20 protein-coding genes and 2 pseudogenes are annotated in these 19,584 nt (G+C 73.9%); 14 read left to right on the top strand and 8 right to left on the bottom strand.

The features are described 5' to 3' along the window. Positions 1–283 precede the first annotated feature (283 nt). Positions 284–556: a hypothetical protein gene (locus ACGF3A_RS14490; protein ID WP_393729482.1), complete on the top strand. Its 273-nt coding sequence runs from the start codon at positions 284–286 to the stop codon at positions 554–556. Positions 557–681: 125 nt separating this feature from the next. On the opposite strand, the gene ACGF3A_RS14485 is transcribed toward ACGF3A_RS14490, so the two are convergent. Further along, complete coding sequence (locus tag ACGF3A_RS14485) at positions 682–1,044, bottom strand: MerR family transcriptional regulator (RefSeq protein WP_393729480.1); 363 nt, start codon at positions 1,042–1,044, stop codon at positions 682–684. 138 nt (positions 1,045–1,182) lie between these two features. Between ACGF3A_RS14485 and ACGF3A_RS14480 the strand changes: the two genes are divergently transcribed. Next, positions 1,183–2,190, top strand: coding sequence for an NmrA/HSCARG family protein (locus ACGF3A_RS14480; protein ID WP_393729478.1), 1,008 nt, complete (start codon positions 1,183–1,185; stop codon positions 2,188–2,190). A 14-nt stretch (positions 2,191–2,204) separates the two neighbouring features. Continuing rightward, positions 2,205–2,924: an ASCH domain-containing protein gene (locus ACGF3A_RS14475; RefSeq protein WP_393729476.1), complete on the top strand. Its 720-nt coding sequence runs from the start codon at positions 2,205–2,207 to the stop codon at positions 2,922–2,924. Between the two features lie 67 nt (positions 2,925–2,991). Here ACGF3A_RS14475 and ACGF3A_RS14470 read toward each other — a convergent pair whose 3' ends face one another. Beyond that, positions 2,992–3,675, bottom strand: a complete 684-nt coding sequence (locus ACGF3A_RS14470) for a histidine phosphatase family protein (RefSeq protein WP_393729474.1) — start codon at positions 3,673–3,675, stop codon at positions 2,992–2,994. Positions 3,676–3,876: 201 nt separating this feature from the next. Here ACGF3A_RS14470 and ACGF3A_RS14465 point away from each other — a divergent pair, with 201 nt between their 5' ends. Further along, complete coding sequence (locus ACGF3A_RS14465) at positions 3,877–4,899, top strand: alpha/beta fold hydrolase (protein ID WP_393729472.1); 1,023 nt, start codon at positions 3,877–3,879, stop codon at positions 4,897–4,899. Here ACGF3A_RS14465 and ACGF3A_RS14460 read toward each other — a convergent pair. Further along, positions 4,893–6,122 (bottom strand): hypothetical protein, encoded by a 1,230-nt coding sequence (locus tag ACGF3A_RS14460; protein WP_393729470.1) that lies wholly within the window; start codon positions 6,120–6,122, stop codon positions 4,893–4,895. The two genes, ACGF3A_RS14465 and ACGF3A_RS14460, sit on opposite strands and share 7 nt — an antisense overlap. 98 nt (positions 6,123–6,220) lie before the next feature. Here ACGF3A_RS14460 and ACGF3A_RS14455 point away from each other — a divergent pair, with 98 nt between their 5' ends. From ACGF3A_RS14455 to ACGF3A_RS14445, 3 genes are all read left to right on the top strand, one after another. After that, complete coding sequence (locus tag ACGF3A_RS14455) at positions 6,221–6,382, top strand: hypothetical protein (RefSeq protein ID WP_393729468.1); 162 nt, start codon at positions 6,221–6,223, stop codon at positions 6,380–6,382. 129 nt (positions 6,383–6,511) lie between these two features. After that, on the top strand, positions 6,512–7,249 hold the full coding sequence (locus ACGF3A_RS14450; protein WP_393729466.1) for an alpha/beta hydrolase: 738 nt from the start codon (positions 6,512–6,514) through the stop codon (positions 7,247–7,249). Between the two features lie 47 nt (positions 7,250–7,296). Then, complete coding sequence (locus tag ACGF3A_RS14445; protein WP_393729464.1) at positions 7,297–8,004, top strand: sulfurtransferase; 708 nt, start codon at positions 7,297–7,299, stop codon at positions 8,002–8,004. On the opposite strand, the gene ACGF3A_RS14440 is transcribed toward ACGF3A_RS14445, so the two are convergent. Next, positions 7,976–9,415 (bottom strand): Mucin-2, encoded by a 1,440-nt coding sequence (locus ACGF3A_RS14440; protein WP_393729462.1) that lies wholly within the window; start codon positions 9,413–9,415, stop codon positions 7,976–7,978. The genes ACGF3A_RS14445 and ACGF3A_RS14440 overlap by 29 nt on opposite strands. Positions 9,416–9,475: 60 nt before the next feature. After that, positions 9,476–10,867 carry an FAD-binding oxidoreductase gene (locus ACGF3A_RS14435; protein ID WP_393729460.1) on the bottom strand — a complete coding sequence of 464 codons (1,392 nt, stop codon included), beginning with the start codon at positions 10,865–10,867 and terminating at the stop codon, positions 9,476–9,478. 70 nt (positions 10,868–10,937) lie between these two features. Between ACGF3A_RS14435 and ACGF3A_RS14430 the strand changes: the two genes are divergently transcribed. Further along, positions 10,938–11,861, top strand: a complete 924-nt coding sequence (locus ACGF3A_RS14430; RefSeq protein ID WP_393729458.1) for a LysR family transcriptional regulator — start codon at positions 10,938–10,940, stop codon at positions 11,859–11,861. On the opposite strand, the gene ACGF3A_RS14425 is transcribed toward ACGF3A_RS14430, so the two are convergent. Then, positions 11,858–12,802 carry an SAM-dependent methyltransferase gene (locus ACGF3A_RS14425; protein ID WP_393729456.1) on the bottom strand — a complete coding sequence of 315 codons (945 nt, stop codon included), beginning with the start codon at positions 12,800–12,802 and terminating at the stop codon, positions 11,858–11,860. The two genes, ACGF3A_RS14430 and ACGF3A_RS14425, sit on opposite strands and share 4 nt — an antisense overlap. A 158-nt stretch (positions 12,803–12,960) precedes the next feature. Here ACGF3A_RS14425 and ACGF3A_RS14420 point away from each other — a divergent pair, with 158 nt between their 5' ends. Both ACGF3A_RS14420 and ACGF3A_RS14415 read left to right on the top strand, forming a co-directional pair. Next, entirely contained in the window at positions 12,961–14,403 is a 1,443-nt protein-coding gene (locus ACGF3A_RS14420; protein WP_393729454.1) for a cytochrome P450, read from the top strand. Between the two features lie 33 nt (positions 14,404–14,436). Next, positions 14,437–14,649, top strand: coding sequence for a hypothetical protein (locus ACGF3A_RS14415; protein WP_393729452.1), 213 nt, complete (start codon positions 14,437–14,439; stop codon positions 14,647–14,649). A gap of 16 nt (positions 14,650–14,665) precedes the next feature. On the opposite strand, the gene ACGF3A_RS14410 is transcribed toward ACGF3A_RS14415, so the two are convergent. Continuing rightward, positions 14,666–15,868 (bottom strand): M20 family metallopeptidase, encoded by a 1,203-nt coding sequence (locus ACGF3A_RS14410; RefSeq protein WP_393729450.1) that lies wholly within the window; start codon positions 15,866–15,868, stop codon positions 14,666–14,668. 66 nt (positions 15,869–15,934) lie between these two features. Beyond that, a complete protein-coding gene (locus tag ACGF3A_RS14405; protein WP_393729448.1) occupies positions 15,935–16,288 on the bottom strand; it encodes an AbgT family transporter in 354 nt (117 codons plus the stop codon). Positions 16,289–16,341: 53 nt separating this feature from the next. Between ACGF3A_RS14405 and ACGF3A_RS14400 the strand changes: the two genes are divergently transcribed. The 4 genes and pseudogenes from ACGF3A_RS14400 (at position 16,342) to ACGF3A_RS14385 (ending at position 19,040) form a co-directional block, all read left to right on the top strand. Then, positions 16,342–16,617, top strand: a complete 276-nt coding sequence (locus tag ACGF3A_RS14400) for a hypothetical protein (RefSeq protein ID WP_393729446.1) — start codon at positions 16,342–16,344, stop codon at positions 16,615–16,617. Between the two features lie 134 nt (positions 16,618–16,751). Beyond that, positions 16,752–17,744 (top strand): annotated as a pseudogene (locus tag ACGF3A_RS14395) (DUF6192 family protein). Between the two features lie 3 nt (positions 17,745–17,747). After that, positions 17,748–18,170, top strand: a complete 423-nt coding sequence (locus ACGF3A_RS14390) for a RacP protein (protein ID WP_393729444.1) — start codon at positions 17,748–17,750, stop codon at positions 18,168–18,170. 45 nt (positions 18,171–18,215) lie between these two features. Continuing rightward, positions 18,216–19,040: pseudogene (locus tag ACGF3A_RS14385) on the top strand (IS5 family transposase). Positions 19,041–19,584: the final 544 nt, after the last annotated feature.

Here is a 19,584-nt window from a genome sequence, read left to right as displayed (position 1 = left end):
AGCGGTCTGGACAGCCGATGACCGGCTGGGCGCGGAGCACACTATCCGTCCGGATAGGCAAGATCAATGCCGGTTCGGCCGGGCCGCCACGCCACCAGCGCTGACCCCGGCGCACACCCGCCGCCCCCTCCCCCGTCCCGCCGCCGCGCGGTGCACCGACGCGACCGGAGAGCGCCCCTCGCCGGGGCGGTCCGCCGGGCCGCTCCTTCGGGCACGATGGAAGACGAACGTCGCGTGTACGAGGGCGAGTTGCGCGAGGGCGCATGCGGAGGGGGGACGTACCGTGCCGGCCATTCCGGGGACCAGGAAGCAGCAGTTCGTCGCGCTGGCCGTGGCCGTCGTGGCGGTCTTCGCGCTGACCAACGACGGGGACGGGTCCGGCGGCGGGGACGGCCAGCGGCGGCCGAGCCCGCACACCTCGGGCAGCTACCCCGTCAGGTTCGACGAGAAGAAGTCCCCCGGGAAGGACGACGAGAAACCGCGGAAGTCCCCCCACGGGAAGCCGGGCGACACGGTCTCGTACCCCGTCACCTTCAGCTCGGGGAAGGGCCGTTGACGCGGGCGGCGAGCCCTCTGACCATCTCGGCGGCCATCACGGCCTGACCGGAGGCGGAGAAGTGGATGCCGTCCGCGCGCGTTCTCGATCACGATTCGGGCCGTGCGCGGGTGGCCGCCCCTGCTTCAGGACGGACTTCCTGTTCCGTCCTGATTCCGCGCCTCGGTCATGCAGTCGTGCAGCCGGTCGCGCATGTCCCGCAGGTCCGTCATCCGCCGGTCGAGGCGGTCGCGTTCGGCCGCGAGCAGCTCCAGCAGTTCCGGTGACGCCTCACCGGAGTCGGCGAACGGCAGCACCTCGCGGACGGTTCTGCTGGGCAAGCCCAGGGAGTAGAGCCGTTGGATGAGCCTGACCCGTTCGACGGCACCGGCCGGATACTGGCGCTGGCCACCCGGATTCCGGGTGGAGTGCAGCAGGTCCTGCTGCTCGTAGTAGCGCAGCGCCCTGACGCTGACGCCCGCCTTCGCGGCGACCTCTCCGATCCGCATCCCGGCCTCCTGACCCGACTCCACGTCTCGCTTGCACCTGACGTTGGCGTCAGGTTTTAGCGTAGCGAACACGACGCGAACCACCCCTTACTGACTCTGGAGCACGTCCGTGATCGCCGAAAGCGCAGCGTGGTCGGTATGACCGACATCGACAGAACCGTCGTCGTCCTGGGCGCCACGGGGCAGCAGGGAGGATCGGTCGCCGCCGCGCTGCGGGCCGACGGCTGGGTGGTGCGCGCGGTCGTGCGCGATCCGTCCGGCCACCGGGCCCGGTCCCTCTCCGCCTCCGGCGTCGAAACCGTCCGCGGTGACCTCGGGGATCCGGAGTCGCTCCGCGCGGCCTTCGCCGACGCCCACGGTGTCTTCAGCGTCCAGCCGAACTCCGGCCAGGCCGACGCCGGCGTGACCGACGAGGACGAGGTCCGCTTCGGCACGGCGGTGGCCGACATCGCCGAGCGCTGCGGCGTCGCCCACCTTGTCTACAGCTCGGCGGTCACCGCGGGCTCGACAACGGGCGTCGACCATCTCGACACCAAGAGCCGTATCGAGGCCCATGTCCGGGATCTGGACATCGCCAGCACCATCATTCGGCCCGCCACGTTCATGGAGCTCCTGGTGACCCCCGAAATCGGCCTCGACCGGGGACACCTGTCCTTCCTGATGCGCCCCGACCAGGCCATGCAGTTCATCGCGGTACGCGACATCGGCCGCATCGTCGCCGCGGTCTTCGGCTCACCCGAGAGCTACGCCGGCCGCACCATGGAGATCGCCGGTGACGCTCTCACCGGCAACGCCCTGGCCGGGCATCTGACCCGGGCCGCCGGCCGACCGATCAGCTACAGCCGCCTGCCGACGACCCTGTCGGCACAGGACGAGGTCCTCAGCAAGTTGGAAGCACTCGTGGACGACGGCAGGCTGGCGGGAAACGCGGACCTCGACGCCTTGCGCACGGAGTTCCCGTTCCTGCTGTGCTTCGACCGCTGGCTGGCGGGCCCTGGCGCGGGCCTCCTCGATGAGGCGCTCCGTTCCACGGACACGGGAACCCAACCAGCGGTTCCGCTTCGTGCTGGTCGGCTCGGAGGACCTGCCCGGGTGGCGGACGACGCCGGACGGCGATTTATCCGGGTGCCCGGCGCCGAGCAGTGACCTAGGTTGGCGCCGTGCTGAGCGAACGGGACTGGACACTGGTACGGCACGCGGCCGAGGTCGCGGCGGGGCTGGGCGAGGACGACGACCACACCGTGGTCGCCGCCGCCTACGACGCGGACGGCACGCTGGTCACCGGCGTCAACGCCCACCACTTCAGCGGCGGGCCCTGCGCCGAGCAGGTGCTCATCGGGCGGGCGGCGGAGCGGCGGATGCCGGTGCGGCTGGACACGGTCGTGGCCTGCCTCAAGGAACCGGCCGCCGTGCTCCCGCCCTGCGGACGCTGCCGCCAGATGCTCTTCGACTACCACCCGGAGACCCGCGTCGTCGTCCGGGGCAGGAACGGCCTGGAGTCCGTCGCCGTCCGCGACCTCCTGCCGTACGCCTACGACTGGCGGGCCTACGAGCCGTCCGGCGGCGGGCCCGAACTCTTCTTCGACGAGCGGCACTTGGCGGCCGTCCGCGCGGGCACCAGGCGCGTCACCGTACGGGTCCACGACCCGGCGCTCCCGGGCCCGGTCCGGCTGGTCTTCCCGCACCGGGACGGCACGGCGACGACGCTTCCGGCCGAGATCACGGGCGTACGGACCGCGCGCGTGGACGCCTTGAGCGACGAGGACGCGCGGCGCGACGGCTTCCCGGACCGCGCGGCCCTGCGCGAGGCGCTCGCCCGCCGCCACCCGGGCCTGGACCCGGCGGCCGAGGCCGAGGTCGTGGACTTCCGCCTCGCCTAGGAGGTGTCAGGGACCGACAGCGTGGTGCCGTCAGTCCCTGCTCGTCGGGGGCCTCAGTCCTCCGGCCTCAGTCCTCCGTGTGGGCGCTGTCCGCCAGCCGGGTCAGGGTCCAGCGGGCCGGGAGCCAGGCGCTGTCGGTGGTGTCCCACTCGGCGGCCGGGTCGTCGGTCGTGAACCACTCGGTGACGGACCCCGTGTGGACCTGGAGGTCGAACGTCCGGTAGACGGGCAGCGCGCCGAAGGCGATCAGCGAGGTCTCGACGGTCTCCTCATGACCCGCGATGATCACGGTCTCCCCCGCGTGCCGCGTGGTGATCCGGGTGAGGGCCTTGCTGACGCGGTTGACGAGATCGCTCCAGGACTCGCTGCCCTGCTCGAACGGCAGATAGACCCCGCCGTTGGGCGCGCTGTGCTCGCGCCGTATCTCGTCCCACGCCATCCCGTCGAGGTGCTCCTCCATGTGGAAGGTGCACAGGCCGCAGTCCTCGACGACCTCCGTTCCCTCCTGCATGCCGTGAGCGCCGCCGACGGCCTCGGCGAGGATTCTGGCGGTCTCGATCGCCCGGGGAATGATCGAGCTGTAGACGGTCACCGGTCCGTCGAGCGTCCCCATCAACCGGTCACGCAGCCGTCCGACCTCCCACCGGCCGAGGTCGGTCAGCCCCCGGCAGCCCTGGGGACCGCCGTGGACGCCCTCGTGCCTGTGGTGCGAGTCGCCGTGCTTGACCAGTAGTACGCGCGTGGGCTCCATGGCACCTCTCTGTCGGGATGATCTCCGCGTACGGCCGCACGGCGCACGGCGTCGGACCGTCCGGCGCGCGGCGTAGTTGACCATGGTGCCCTACTCCGCGCGGCGCAGCCCAAGCGCCTTCCCCCAGCGGACGCGACCCGGCCGCGGACGCGCCGATCCTGGTGGCCCACGACGGAGACGAACGAGAGACAGGAGTGTGCCATGCACCCGAACTCCCCTGCGGAGGAAGCCCCCGACGACGTGCCGGGCATCCGGCACAGGACGGTGCGGACGAACGGCATCCGCATGCATGTCGCCGAGGCGGGCGAGGGCCCCGCCGTGCTGCTGGTCCACGGGTTCCCGGAGCTCTGGTACTCGTGGCGGCACCAGCTCACGGCCCTCGCGGAGGCCGGATTCCGCGCCCTGGCCCCGGACTTACGGGGCTACGGCCGCACGGAAGCGCCCGACACCGCGACCGGCTACACCCTGCGCGACAACCTCGCGGACCTCACCGGCATGCTCGACGCGCTCGGCGTGGAACAGGCCGCGCTCGTCTGCCACGACCAGGGGGCCACGATCGGCTGGGCGGCGGCGCAGATCCATCCGGAGCGTTTCCCCGCGGTGGCGGCGCTCGGTTCGCCCTACGCGCCCCGCGGCGAGCGGCCGCTCTCCGACATCCTCCGGAAGAACTTCCCCGGCAAGTTCAACGTCGCCCTCTACTTCCAGGAGCCCGGCGTCGCCGAGGCCGAGCTCGACGCCGACCCCGCGCGCACGCTGCGGATGACGCTGCACGCGCTGGCGGGCGAGGCCCCGCGCGGGCTCGTCGAACGCTGGCTCCTCGGCACGCCCGAGGGCTCCGGCTACCTGGAGCCGCTGCCCGACCCCGGCCCGCCCTCGCGCTGGTGCGACTGGCTGACGGACGCCGAGTTCGCCGTCTACGTACGGGAGTTCACCAGGACCGGATTCACGGGGGCCGTACGGCGGTACCGCGCCATGGACTTCGACTGGTCGGACCTGCCGCAGGTCGGGGCGCTCAAGGTCGAGCAGCCCGCGCTGCTGATCGCCGGTGACCTCGACTCCGCCTTCCGCTTCACCTCGCTGGACGCGCTGCGCGCGGGCGTACCCGGGCTGCGCGAGATCACCCTCCTGCCGGGGTGCGGGCACTGGGCCCAGCAGGAGCGCCCGGACGAGGTCAACGCCCGTCTGCTGCCCTTCCTCCGCGCCTGGGCGCCCGCGGCTCAGTAGGGCGCGGTGGACGCGGACCCCAGCGTGTCCAGGCGCTGGCGGATCGCCTGGAGCGCCCCGGGCTGCGTGCCCGGAACCTGGTCGCGCAGCGCGAGGAGGCCCTCGCCCAACTCCTTGGCCCGCTCCGGCTGGTGGACCAGCGTCCACTGATGGTGGGCGCGGTCGGCCGCCGCCCGTACCTCCGGGTCGTCCGGCGGCTGCTGGAGCGCGAGCCGTGACTCGGCGGCGGCCGTCCACAGCTCGCAGCTCCGCGCCGGGTCCTCGCCGATCCGCGCGAGGTCGGCGCGCACCTCCAGCCAGTGCACCGCCTGGACCGAGCCCGCGCCGTGGGTGCGCAGCGCCGCGCTCTCCCACAGCGCCACGATCGCGGCGGCCTCGCCGTGCCGCCCGGCGTGGGCGGCGGCGAGGATCGCCGGATGCGGGTCGGGCACCTCCGCGGGGGTGGTCTGCGGCCCGTGGCCGTTCGGCGCGGCCGCCCCGTTCGGGACGGCGGGCAGGACGGTCTCGGGATCCGGAGCCGGAGCCGGATCCTGGGCGAGGACGGGGGTCGGGGCCGGGACCGCGGCGCTCGCGTGCGCCTGGGGGGTGAGGAGCAGCGCCTCCGGGTGCGCGGCCTGCGCCACGGCCAGTTCGTGCACCTCGGCGACGGGCGGACGGCCGCCCTCGCGCCAGACGGCCGCGCACGCCTGGAGATAGACCGGCGTCGCGGTCGTACGCCGCTGGCGGGGCGGCGGGGCCACGTGCCCGTACAGATCGATCCCGTGGCCGAGCGAGAGGCCCTCGGCGCCGACCCGCTGGAAGGCGGTGGCGTCGGCCACGAGATCGGCCACGACGGTGGTGGTCCCGGCGGCGCGGGACCCCAGTTCGCTGGCGAGCCAGTGCCAGGGCAGTCCCGTGTAGCGCACGGTGGACGGCGTCGTGCGGGCGAGCGCCAGGTGGGGCAGCCGCTGCTTCTGGTCGAAGTGGAGCTGTCCGGCGAGGCAGACGAAGAGCGGGCCCGGCGTGGCAGCGGCCGCGCGGAGGCGGGTCAGCACGGTCTGCGGGTCCACGGGATCGGCGAGCTCCACGACGGTCGAGGCGGCCGCGCCGGTCAGGGAAGGCGGGGGTACGGCCGCCAGCGCAGGCAGCACGGAGGCCGCGTCGATGAGTCGGCTCTTGCCGTTCGGGGCCGCCGCCAGCAACAGCGCGGTCCCGGATGCTATGTCGTACTCAGCGATCACCACCCCTGCACGGTAACCACTCCAGGGGCACTCCGTCTCCTTCCTTCCCTTCCGGAAGCCGCCGATGGACGAATGACGTCCTGCTCCTGCATCCTGAGCGCATGCCGCACACAGCCATCGCGGCGGCCTCCGGGCCGCATCGCCGCAGCGGCGGACTCCGGCACTTGGCCGTCGAGTCCGCCTCGGGCTGCGGCGCGGACACCTGGCTGACCCGTCGGCGCGTCGTCGACCTGCGCCGCGTGGGCGCCTCGCTCTGTCGCTGACCCCGCGGGCCGTTCCGTAGCGAACCCCTCTTCCCGCGCGCGCTCCTCCTTCTTCCTTCCTCCCCGTCCGTACGCCTGCCCTCGTACGCCGCAGGCACGGGGTGCCGTCCTCTGACGAATCGAGGCACCATGACCTCCCCTCACCCTCCCCACTCCTGGGACGAACCGGATGGAATCGCCCCGCGCGGCACCGTGCTCGTCCTGCCCGGACGCGGCGAACACGGCGGCGTGTACGAGCGGTTCGGCCTGCGACTCGCCGCCGACGGGTACCGCGTGCGTGCCCTGCACGACGCGACGCGCCCGCAGCGCGAGCCGGAGTCGGTGCTCGACCGGGCCGCCAAGCTACTCCGCGACGAGACCCTGCCGGGGCCGCGCGTCCTGGCGGGCTCCGACACCGGGGCGCTGTGCGCCGCACGCCTCGCCGCGCGCGGCACCCCGGGCCTCGACGGGCTGATCCTCGCGGGGCTGCCGACCCGGCCGCGCTCCGCGCCCGTACCGCCGTGGCTGGAGGAGCTGGACCAGCGCACGGCGTGTCCCGCGCACCGCGCGCTGCTGACCTCGGACCCCGCGTTCGCGCGGGGCGCGCTGGAGGAGGCGCCCACGGGCGAACTCCCCGCGCTGGACCGGATCGCGGTGCCGGTGCTCGGGCTGCACGGCGCCGACGACACGGTCAGCCCGCTCGACGAGGCCCGGCGCGCCTTCAGCGCGCTGCCCGACGCGGAGCTGGTGAGCGTGGCCGGTACCCGGCACGACGTCCTGAACGACCACACCCACCGCACCGTCGCCGCGACCGTCGTGCTCTTCCTCGAACGGCTGCGGCTCGCCCCCGAACTTCCCCTCATCGCCATGACGGAGGACGGCTCATGACTCTCACCGCACCCGCCCCTGCCCCTGCCTTTCCCACGACCTCACCCGTGACCACCGGCGTCGGCGAGCTGTACGCGCGGCTGCGCTCCGAGATCCGGCCGCCGCTCGTCCTGGACGTACGCCGACGGCCCGGGCGGTGCGGCGCCGAGAGCCGCGCCCGCTTCCGGGAGGCGCACGTGCCGGGCGCGGTCCTCGTCGACCTGGAGTCCGAACTGCCGCGCACGAAGCGCTCCCCGCTGCCCGACCTCGACCGGCTCCGGAAGGCCGCGCGCCGCTGGGGCCTGGCCGAGGGCCGCCGCGTCGTGCTCTACGACGACCACGGCAACAGGACGGCGGCGCGCGCCTGGTGGCTGCTGCGCTGGGCGGGCGCCCGGGACGTCACGCTGCTGGACGGCGCGCTGGACGCGTGGCGCGACGGCGGGCTGCTGCCGGTCGCGACCGGCGAGCCCACCGCGCCCGAGCCGGGCGGCGACCTCGCGCTCACGCCGGGGCAGCTGCCGGTGCTCGACGCGAAGGAGGCGGCACGCGTGGCCCGTACGGGCGTCTTGCTGGACTCCCCCGCGCCCGTGGGCGCCGGGCTCGCGCGGGACGGCAGGTTCCTCCCCGCCGGTGAACTGCCGGGCCGCTACCGGGACCTGGGCGTACGGGACGGCGTCGAGGTCGGCGTCCGCTCCAACCCCGGCACGGCCGAGGCGCACACGGTCGCGGCCCTCGCACGCGCCGGAGTCACGGCCGCGCTCTACCCGGCGATGTGACCCCGGCGGTGTGACCAAGGCGGTGCACACCGGCCCGGTCCAGGACGGCGGCCATCTCCTCCTCGGGGAGGGCCGGGTTGGCACCCGCGCTGGAGGCCAGTTCGGGGGTACGGAGCGCCTCGCGGAGCCGGTGGAGCGGCAGGCGCGGGTCGCGGGCCGCCGCCTGCCGCGTCCAGAGCACGGGGTCGTGGCTGAGCCGTTCGATCAGCGCGGGCGTGGCGGCCGGGTCCCGGACGGCGAGCCGACGGTGGTGCCCGTCCGGGTGGTCCGCGTAGCGGGCGGCGAGACCCTCTCGGGGAAAGCGGGGGTGCGTCTCCGCCATCCAGGCGGAGAACGTCCCGCCGAGCCGCGCGAACACCCGCAGCAGAACCTCCTCCGGGGTGTCGGGGTGGTGGATGCCCAGGTGGTTGTCCACCACCGGGTCCTCGACGCGTGCGAGCAGGCGCAGCAGGTCGGGCGGCAGGTGGGGGCTCTGTGCGGCGGCGCGCCGGAGCAGCGGGTGGGCGGAGGTCGCGGCCCGGCGCAGCACCCCGGGGTCGGCGAGCCCGTCCCGCACCCACCGCACGTCGTGGGCCCTGTCGGCGTCCTCGGCCGTGAAGTCGACCGCCATGCGCCGTGCCTCGTCCAGCTCGGGCCTGAGGGAGACGGCGCGCCGTACGGCCTCGTCGGGGTCGACGGCGAGCCGCTCCACGAGGTCAGGGGGCAGCGACGGGTTCCCGGCGAGGGCCGGCAGGTGCGTACGCGCGGCGACGCACCGCTCGGCGTCGGCGCGGGCGAGGAGCCCCCGGCGCAGCGCCTCGGCGGCGGACTCCGGATCGCGCAGGAGTCCGGCGGTGACGCGCGCGTCCCGTCGGCACTCCCGCAGCGCGGCCGCGCGCCGCACCTCGGGATCGGGGTCGGCCAGCAGCGCCGACCGCGCGTCCGGCGGCAGGATCTCCCACGCACGCACCGCTTCCCGGCGCGCTGCCGCGCTGTGATGAGCGGCCATCGAGGCCACGAACGAGGGCGGCAGATGGGGCGATTCCAGCAACGCCGTCCGGACGGAGGGGACGGGGTCGTCGAGCAGGCGCGCGCACACGGCGTCCGGGAGCGGCGCGACCTCGGTGCGCGGGTCGTACACCTCGGGTCCGTACGCGAGGGCTGCCCGCACCCGGGGAGACGGATCGTCCGCGAGCCGGGCCCGCTGTGCGGGCTCCGCCCGGGCGCTCATCGCGAAGTCGCTCCGGGCGCCCGGGTCCGGGTGCGCCAGGATCGCCACGACGGCCGACTCGGGGAGCCCGGCCCGCTGGAGGGCGTCACGGGGCGGACGGCCGCCGTCCCCCGCGACGGCGAGCAGGCGCAGGAGCAGCGGTGTCGGCAGCGCCGGATTGCGGGCGACTCCGTCCAGCGCGGACGCGTGAAACGCCACCATGACTCCCCTGCCCCCTGCCGACTTGCCGAACCGCCGAACCGCCGAACCGCCGAACCGCTCCTACCCGTGGCGCGCGGGCCGCACGTTGCGGTTGAAGCGGAAGAGGTTGTCCGGGTCGTGCTCGGCCTTGAGCGCCGCGAGGCGGGCGTACGTCTCCGGAGCGTAGCCCTCGCGCGTCTGGTCCTCGTCGGCGTGCTCCCCGTCGCCGTAGAGGAACGTGAGGCTGTGGCCGAGCGTCCAGGGCGCGAGGGTCTCACGGACGAGCGCGTGGCGGGCGCGGAGCGCCTCCGGGTCCGAGGCGCCGGGTCCCGTTCCCGGCATGGAGATGATCCGCACGGCGAACTCGGCCTCGCGGTGGTCGACCGCGATCCCGTGCGGCCCGCGCTCGCGCAGGGCGCCGCCGAGGTGGCGTACGTCCACGACGCACGGCACCGGCGAGTCCGGGCCCGCGACGGCGAGGAGGTCGCGCGCGGCCCCTGGGGTCAGCTCGCTCAACAGCGCGTTGGTGGCCGTGTACGGGTGCGGCTCTTCGGGGTCGCTGTGGATCGTGCCGCACTCGGCGTACGGCATGGTGCGCAGCTCGTCCTTGAGGCGCGGGCCGAGGGCGCGGAGGGGCGCCACGAGGCGCTCGCCCTCCTCCTCCGGGCCGTTGAAGGCCACGCGGACCGAGGCGATGTAGCGGCCCCGCATCGGCTCGGGGACCTGCGGGATGTCGGGGAGGCCGAGCAGGGTGACGGAGGACGTCAGCGCCTCGGGCACCTCGGCGCACCAGCGGCGCCAGGTCTCCAGCGCCTCCTCGACGTGCGGGGCGCCGAAGACGAGCTGGCCGCCGTAGAGGGTGCGGACGGGGAGGAGGTCCAGCTCCAGCGCGGTGACGACGCCGAAGTTGCCGCCGCTGCCGAGGACCGCGCCGAACAGCGGCTCGCCGGGCTCCAGCCGACGGAGCTCGCCGTCGGCGGTGACCATCTCGACGGCGCGTACGTGCTCGGCCGCGTAGCCGAACTGGCGGGCCAGCAGGCCGACTCCGCCGCCCAGCGTGTAGCCGACGACGCCGACGGACGGCGAGGAGCCGTTGAGCGGCGCGAGGCGGTGCGCGGCGGCGGCCTCGATCAGCGCGCCCGCCCGGACCCCGGCCTCGACGCGCGCGGTACGGGCCTCCGGGTCGATCCGCACCCCCGTCATCCGGCGGGTGCTGATCAGCACGCCCTCGCCGTCGCCCGCGGCGGCCGACAGGCCGTGCCCGGTGGCCTGCACCGCGACGGGCAGGCCCGCCGCCCCCGCGTACGCGACGGCGGCGCGCACGTCCTCCGCGTCGGCGGCGCCGACGACGAGCGCGGGCCGGTGCGTGTAGGCGGCCTGGAAGCCGGAGACCTCCTCGTCGTACGCGGCGTCCCCGGGGCGGAGGACCGGGCCGGTGAAGGCGGGAAGGGGCTGCGTGGTCGTGGTGTCCATGGCTCCAGCATCCGGTCGCGATCGCCATAAGTCCAAGGCTGCTTCTGTCTCACGGCTAGAATCGACAGTTATGGAGTTGCGGCAGCTTCAGTACTTCGTCGCGGTGGTGGAGGAGGCCAACTTCACCCGCGCCGCGGCCCGGCTGCGCCTCGCGCAGCCGGGCGTCAGCGCCCAGATCCGCCAGCTCGAACGGGAGGTCGGCCAGCCGCTGCTGGACCGCACAGGGGGCTCGGTGACGCCCACGGAGGTGGGCGAGGCCGTGCTGCCGTACGCGCGGGCGGCGCTCGCGGCCGTGGCGGGAGTGCGGCAGACGGTGGACGAGTTCACCGGGCTGCTGCGCGGCCACGTCACGCTGGGCCTCGTCTCGGGCGCTCCCACGTACGAGGTCGATGTGGCCTCGCTGCTCGCGGACTTCCACGACGACCACCCGCACGTCGACATCGCGCTCACCGAGGACACCTCGGAGCGGATGCTCTCCGGGCTGCTCGGCGGCACCCTCGACCTCGCGCTGCTCGGCCTCACCGCGAGCGAGCCGCCTGCCGGGGTCTCGTACCAGGTGGTGATCGAGGCCCCGCTCGTCGCGGCGTGCGCGGCGGACGACCCGCTGGTGGCGGGCGGGCGGCGTGCCTCCGTCCGGCTGGCCGAGCTGCGCGACCGGCCGCTGATCAGCCTGCCGCGCGGGACGGGCCTGCGGGGCGTGCTCGAAAGCGCCTGCGCCGAGGCCGGGTTCACGCCCCGTATCGCCTTCGAGGCGGCGGCGCCGCAGGTGCTGGAGCAGCTCGCCGCGCGCGGCCTGGGCGTGGCCGTGGTCCCCGCGCCCCTGACCGGCGCCGCGCCGGTAGCCGGGCTGCGCGCCCTGCCGCTCACGCACCCCCGGCCGCTCGGCCGTATCGCCCTGGCCTGGCGCACGGAGGGCCCCACGAGCCCGGCGGCCGGAGCGCTCCTGACCCGGCTGCGCGCGGCCCTGGCGCTCCCTCCGGGGCAGTCCGGCTAGGACTTGCGGGCGACCACCGCGTAGATGCTGATGTCCTCGTCCGTGGCGTCGCCGATGTCGAGGTAGCGGGTCCTGTCCAGGACGTCCGTGCCCTCGGGCGGCCGCGTGTCCTCGTCCCCGTCGGGGCCGCCGATGCGGTCGGCGTCGGCCGTGGGGTCGGGGCGCCAGCGGTGGACGGGGACCAGGCCGGGTTCGAGGGGTTCCATGCCGTTCTCGGTGAGGAAGCGCAGGACGGCGTCGCGCGGGCGGAGCACGAAGGAGACGCCGCGCTCGCGCATGATCCGGGCGACCTTGCCGATCCGCTCGGGGTTGAGGTCGGCCGTCAGATGGCTCAGTACGAGGTGGCTGCCCGGCGGCAGCGCGCGTATCAGCTCGCGCACGATGCCGTACGCCTCGTCGTCCTCGATGAAGTGCAGGATCGCGGCGAGCACCAGCCCGACCGGACGGTCGAAGTCGAGGGTGTCGGCGGCCTCGCTCAGGATGCGGGCCGGGTCGCGCAGGTCGGCGTCGATGTAGTTCGTCGCGCCCTGCGGGGTGCTCACGAGCAGGGCGCGGGCGTGGACGAGCACCGAGGGGTCGTTGTCGACGTAGACGACGCGGGTCTCGGGCGCGACACGCTGGGCGACCTGGTGGACGTTCTCGCGGGTGGGCAGGCCGGTGCCGACGTCGAGGAACTGCCGTACGCCCTCCTCGCGCGCCAGGTGGGCGACGGCGCGGCGCAGGAACGCGCGGTTGTGCCGGATGTCGAGGTAACCCCGGGGGTTGACCGCGAGGGACTTCGCGGCGGCGTCGCGGTCGACCGGATAGTTGTCCTTGCCGCCCAGGAAGACGTCGTAGACGCGGGCCGGGTGGGCCTTGCTGGTGTCGATGCGCCGCGTCAGACCGTCGTCGTCACTGCCGTGCGCGGGTGCCTCAGGTGCCTCGGGTGCCTCGTCAGCCATGCGTCCGTCCCTGCGTCTCCATTGTCCGGTCGGCCCCAACTTATCGGAGGAGTACGGGCGTTGCGCGCCCCCTCCGCGCATCGAGCGCGCCCGCGCACGCGGCTTCTCGCGCAGGGCGAGTGGGAAGACGGCAAGCGCTGTCCGAGAGGAGATCCTTCATGCCTCGTTCCCAGACGCCCCCCACCGCCCTCTCCGACGGGCCCGCCCGTACGGGCGCGGCCCCCGGCGCGATACCCCTCCTCGGGCACGCCTGGCAACTGCGCACCCGGCCCCTGGAGTTCCTGGCCTCACTGCCCGCGCACGGCGACCTGGTCGAGATACGGATCGGCCCGACCCCCGCCTACGTGGTGTGCGAGCCGGGGCTGCTGCGCCAGGTGCTGGCCGACTCGCGGACGTTCGACAAGGGAGGCCCCTTCTTCGACAAGGCGCGCGCCCTGTTCGGGGACAGCCTGGCCATGGCGCGCTGGGCCGAGCACCGCTGGCAGCGCCGCCGGATGCAGCCCGCCTTCCACCCCTCGCGGCTCGCGGAGTACGCGGAGGTGATGGGCGGGGAGATCGCACGGATGACCGCGGCGTGGCGGCCGGGCCGGGTGGTCGGCATCGTGGACGAGCTGAACACGCTGGCGCTGCGGATCGTCACGCGCAGCGTCCTGTCCGCCGAGGCCGAGGACCGCGCGGTGGCCGTCTTCCAGCGCTCGCTGCCGGTGGCCGTCGAGGGGGTCTACCGCCGCACCGTCACCCCCGTACCGCTGCTCCACAGCCTGCCGACGCCCGGCAACCTGGCCTACCGGCGTGCCGTCTCCCGCCTCCGCCGGGTCACCGAGGCGGCCGTCGCGGAGCGGCGCGGCACGGGCTCCGGGGGCATAGGGTCCGGGGGCGAGAGTGGGCGCGGCGGGCTCCTGCCGCTGCTGCTCGCCGCGCGGCGCGGGGACGGCCCCGGGGACGGCCCCGGCGACGGGGGCCACGGGGAGCCGCTCACCGACGCCGACATCCGCGATCAGCTCATCGTCACGATCGGCGCGGGCTCCGACACCACGGCAAACGCGCTGGCGTTCGCGTACTGGCTGCTCAGCCGCCACCCGGAGGCCGAGCGGCGGCTGCACGCCGAGGTCGACGAGGTGCTGCGCGGGCGCCCCGCACACTTCGACGACCTCGACAGCCTCCCGCACACCCGGAGCGTGGTCACCGAGGTGCTGCGGCTGTACCCGCCGGGCTGGTTCTTCACCCGCGTCACCACCGCGGCCACCGAGCTCGCGGGCCGCCGCCTCCGGCCCGGCACGACGGTGCTCTACAGCCCGTACGTCCTGCACCGGAACCCCGGGCTCTTCCCGGAGCCCGAGCGCTTCGACCCGGACCGGTGGCGGCCCGAGCGGGAGCGGGAGACGCCGCGCGGCGCGCTGGTGCCGTTCGGCGGGGGCAGCCGCAAGTGCATCGGCGAGCACTTCGCGCTCACCGAGATGGTGCTCGCGCTCGCGGGCATCTCCGCGCGCTGGCGCCTGCGCCCGCTGCGCGGCACCACGCTCAGCCCCCGGCCCCTGGGCACGCTGGGCCCCGGGCCGCTGCGGATGGTCCCGGAGCCGCGCACAGACGCACCGTCCTGATCGTCTCCCGGACCTCCGGGGCACAATGGCCGTATGCAGGCTGACAGCGGCACCCCTCAGGAGCCCACGACCACCCGCCGGAGCACGACGGGGCGGGTGCTCGCCATGGGCGCGCTGTACGGCCTCCCGGCCGGGCTCGTCCTCGGCCTCATGGTCTTCGACAACCTCGCCGTGGGGCTCATCATGGGCTTCGCCATCGGCACGGTCGGCAGCATCGCCTTCGTCTCCTCCCGCAGCGACGGCTGACGACGCCTCAGGCGCCTCAGGCGCCTCCGGCCCCGTCGTCGGCGGCCAGCGCGTGCAGGAGGCCCGCCGTCAGCGCCGTACGTTCGGGGACGCGGTCGAGCAGGATGTGCTCGTGACGGGCGTGCGCCCCGTCGCCGACCGCGCCGAGCCCGTCGAGGACCGGACGGCCCAGCGCCGAGACGAAGTTGCCGTCGCTGGCGCCGCCGACGCCGACCTCCTCGACGGTCACGCCCAGTTCCGCGCCGACCCGCCGGGCCAGCGCGAACACCCGGCGCGAGGCCGGGGTGGGCACCATCGGGGGCCGGTTCCAGGCGCCGGTGACGGTGACCTTCACGCGCGGGTCGGTCGCGGTGAGGCCGGAGAGGACGGCGTCGACGCGGGCCATCTCGCCGGGCTCGGCGACGCGGACGTCGATGCCGCAGAGAGCCCGCCCGGCGACCACGTTGCGGCCCGTGCCGCCGCTGATGAGGCCGACGTTGAGGGTCGTACCCCGGGCGCGGTCGCCCGCGCCCGCGATGACGGGGACCAGTTCGGCGAGCGCGTGGACGGCGCTGGCCCCGGCGTCGGGATCCAGGCCCGCGTGCGCCTCGACGCCGGTCACCTCGACCTCGAAGAGGCCGACGCCCTTGCGCGAGGTCTTCAGCGCGCCGTGGTGGGACGCCTCGCAGATGAACGTGGCGCGCGCGTCCTCGTCGGCCCGCTCGATGTGGGCGCGTGAGGCGGGGCTGCCGATCTCCTCGTCGCCGTTGATCAGGAACCGTACGGCGGGGCGCTCCAGGCCCAGCCGGTCGAGCAGCGCCACCGCCCAGACGGCCTGCGCGAGGCCGGTCTTCATGTCGAAGAGCCCGGGCCCGGTGGCCCTGCCGTCCGCGTCCACGGAGAACGGCCACTCCTCCGGCGTCCCCGCGGGCCACACCGTGTCGTAGTGGCAGACGACGAGGACGGTGCCGCCGGTGCCGGGCCCGGTGCCCCGGTAGAGGACCTCCAGCACGTCGCCGTGGGCGCCGCCGTCGTGCCGGGTCTCCTCGTCTGGATCGCCGAGCCGCTCGCGCAGCCAGCCGCGGATCGCGTCGAGCCCGGCGTCGAGGAGCGCCTTGTCGTCGCTCGGGGTGTCGAGATGGACGAGGCGCCGCAGGTCCTCGGTGAGCGCGGGCAGCGCCTCGCGTGCGGCCTCGGCGAGCGCGGCGGCGGGGGCGTGGGCGGGTGCGGGTGCGGTCATGGGTACGGGTTCCTTCCTGGGCGGAGGGTTACGGGGCGGGGTGCCGGGTGCCCTGTTCACAGGACTTCAGCGGACGGGGACGCCGGGGCCGAGCGGGATGCCGAGCGCGTACCAGGCGTAGAAGAGCAGCGTCCAGGCGACGAGCATGGTCAGCGCGAGCGGCAAGGTGAGGGAGGCGAGGGTGCCGACGCCCGCGCGGAGCATGGCCGAGAGCAGGCCCGTACGGTCGGCGACGGCGACGCCGAGCATCACGACGAGGATGGTCGCGAGCGGCGGGAACGTCGCGTAGTTCTCGACCGCGTCGGTGACCATCATGCGGATGCCGTCGCCCGAGATCAGGTTGCGGACGGCGATGGTCTTGCCGTCCTCCCCGGGCGACTCGGCGGAGACGCCGCCGAGGGCGAGCGCCCAGCTGAGCACCGCGAGCAGCCCGCTGAGGATGGCGAACAGCCAGAAGGGGTGCGGCAGTCTCGATGCCGCCGAGCACCCGCAGCAGCGGACCGAGCCAGCGGCTCTGTGCCTCTTCGGTGCGGCCCGTGCTCGACGACGCCGATCTCGACCTGGAGGCTGCGCTCCAGCGCGCCCCGCGCGCCCCGCGCGCCCCGCTCAGCCTGCTCGGCGAGGTGCTGGAGGTCTCGCCGATCACGGCGGGGCGGCGGCTGGCCCGGCTGGAGTCCCGCCGGGTGCTGCGCGTCGGCGGTCAGAACCCGTATTTGAACCTTGCTCGCGGGGATGTTGAGGCTGGTTGAGGCCACGGTGGCGGAGAGCATTGGCCTTGGGTTGCTGTGGATCTGGCAGCGGGAGAAGGCTGCTGGGCAGGAGGCCGGGGTTCGTCGCTGGCGAAGTGGTTCTGCCGCGCCTCGGTCTTTTGAGGGTGGGCGAGGTGCCCGCTGAGAAGGTCGGGTGTGTGGCCCGGCAGCGTTACGACGAGATCGTGGCCGAGCTGCGGGACGTGGTCGAGCAGCAGTCCAGGGGGCAGTTCCGTATCGGAGACCGGGCCCTGGAGGTCGAGCCCGCGCGTTCCCGAGGGGGAGCCCCGGGTGAGGCGGAGTTCTCGGTGCAGCGGTCCTTGACGGAGCTGGCCGAGGACATCGGGTTGAAGTACAGCACGGTGCGCAACGCGCGCTGGACGGCGTCGAGGTGGCCTGAGGAGCACCGGCAGCCGGGCGTGTCCTATACGGTGCACCGCATCCTGGGCGGGATCGAGGACGAGGCCGAACGCTTCGCCGCGGTCACGACGCCGCCGGAGGGGAAGAGCCGGTGAACGGCGGACGACGCCAGTCGGCGGGTGGGGCGCCAGGTCGAGAACCCCGTCTCACCGCAGGAGAAGGTCTCCGCGATCCACTCGCTCGCCCGGGACGACGAGGTCACGGCCCAGGTGACCGGTGATCTGCTGCGGCGGCCGAAGGTGGCGACCAAATACCCGGCGGAGGAGAAAGCCCGGGTGATCGAGGAATTCACCCGGGACGAGTCAGTCGCCGCGACGGCCGCCACGAATCTGCTGCGCAGGCCCGATGTCGCTTTCAAGGCCATGAGCGACCCCACCGCCAGAACGCAGGTCAACCATGCGCAGGTCGAGCGGGGCCGCCAGGCCCGCGAGGAGTTCGAGGAGAGCCACGAGCTGGCGCCCGTCATCAAGCACTTCGAGCGGACGGCCGAGTTCCTGGACCTGATCACGGCCTGCCACGCGTTCGTCGCCAAGGCCGGACGCACCGTTCCCGGCCTGCGCGACCGACAGCTCGGCGAGGACGAGCGCGACCTCGTGCACGAACGGATAGCGAAGGTCCGCGCCGCCTGTGACTGGATCGAGCACGCCGTGGACACCGGAGAGGTGGACATGGACGCCGAGCTGTCCCGGCTCTTGAAAGAGGACTAGGCCGTGGCACGACGCTCGGAGCCGGGGCGGCGGAAGGGAGACGCCGCCCGCCGGCACGCCGAGTGCATCTACCGGATCCTGATGGAGGTGAGACCCGCCGGGCTGCACACCCCACAGCTACTGGCCGCCTGCGAGCTCTCCCGGCGCCAGGCCCAGGACGGGCTGGCGATGCTGCGCGACATCATCACCGAGATGAACTGGCCACCCCTGATCTGGACCCGCGTCGACGGCTACCAGTTCACCTCTGACGGCGATGAGCTGGAGCGTTATGAGGTGGCGTGGCTGCGGGTCAAGGTCACCGAAGTGCGGCGGTTCATCACCGCCACCCTCGCGCCGAACGCCCGCCTGCCCCCGGACGACAAGCGCGTCCGCGTCCTGGTCACCCATCTCACCTCGGTCGAGGCCACCCTCGACCTGATCGTCTGAACCTCCGCCCGGCCCCGTCCGGGGCCGGGAGAAAGGGCATGCGACATGCGCCCTCGCCGCTACCCGTCCGACACCACGGACTCCGAATGGGCCCTGGTCGCGGGCCTGCTACCGCCACCCGCGTCCCAGACCCGGGCCGGAGGCCGCCCCGAGACCCACCCGCGCCGGGACGTCTTCGACGCCATCCGTTACGTGGTCTCCGGGCACACCCGTTGGAGGGCCCTGCCCGCGGACTTCCCGCCTTACCCGACGGTCTACGGCTTCTTCGTGCGCTGGAGCCGGGCCGGAGTCCTCGAACAGGTCCGCGACCAGTTGCGCCGCCAGGTCCGGCGCCGCATGGGCACCTCCCCGCACGGCGTCGCCACAGTCATCGACAGCCAGTCGGTCAAGGCCGCCGAGACGGTGGGGCGTGAGACGTCCGGCTATGACCCCGGAAAAAGATCACGAGCCGGAAGCGACACGTCGTCGTCGACCTGACCGGCCTTCCCCTGCTCGTCGGTGTCACCCCGGCCGACGTCCACGACAGCCACGCCGCCCGGATGATGCTGACCCGGCTACGGCGCACGCATCCGGAGATCACGGTCGTGTGGGCCGACCGCGCCTACGCCGGAACCCTGGTCACCTGGGCCAGCACCACCCTGAACCTGACGGTCAAGACCGTCTCGCGCCCGAAGGGAGCGCAGGGTTTCGTCCTGTTGCCCCGCCGCTGGATCGTGGAGCGGAGCCTCGCGTGGTTAACGCAGACCCGCCCACGCCGAAGCGATGGTGAACCTCGCGGTCATCACCCTCATGACCCGCCGCCTCGCCCAGCCCGGCTGCCATCCCGCCGCCGCCCCACCCCGACCGGCTGAAGCGCTGCAAGCAGCGTGAATACCGCCGGCCTACCTGACTGCTTCGATGCTGTTGGCGGCTATCGGACCTGAGTCTCCAGGCCCGGCTGCCTGTCAGGGTCGGCGCGGTCAGCCAGGTCATCCGTTGCGTCGAGGAGCCTGTCGAAGTCGTGCACAGCGGTGGCCTGTTCCCTGGTCGGTGCGGACAGTCCGTCCAGAGGGCCGTCGGACGGCGCGGCATGGGCGGTGCCCCCCGCCGCAAGAGCGGCAACCGCGAGCAGCGTGACGAGAACAGCACGTGAGTTCTTGCGCACGAGTGACCTCTATTTCGTTCGAGAACGTGTGGACGAGGGCGTCCTGCCCATGAGCCGCCGCCTGAGTCGGAATCGGCCGCGAAGCCACACGAACGGGCTCTCTACCAGACATCAAGCACCTGGCATGCACCTTTCCAGACAGGTTCTCACTGAGTGTTTGGTCCTGTTTCCAGGCGACCTGGTGTAGTTTTCTGACCTTACTATTCTGGGGCTGGAGGGATGGGTGAGGCGCCCGTTTAGCCGGTGACAGCAGAGGCTTGTTTCGCCCGG

The sequence above is a fragment of the Streptomyces sp. NPDC048172 genome, assembly GCF_043202595.1.
GTDB lineage: Bacteria > Actinomycetota > Actinomycetes > Streptomycetales > Streptomycetaceae > Streptomyces.
The sequence above is the reverse complement of the archived record's forward strand: the minus strand, read 5'-3'. Positions and strand labels throughout refer to the sequence as shown.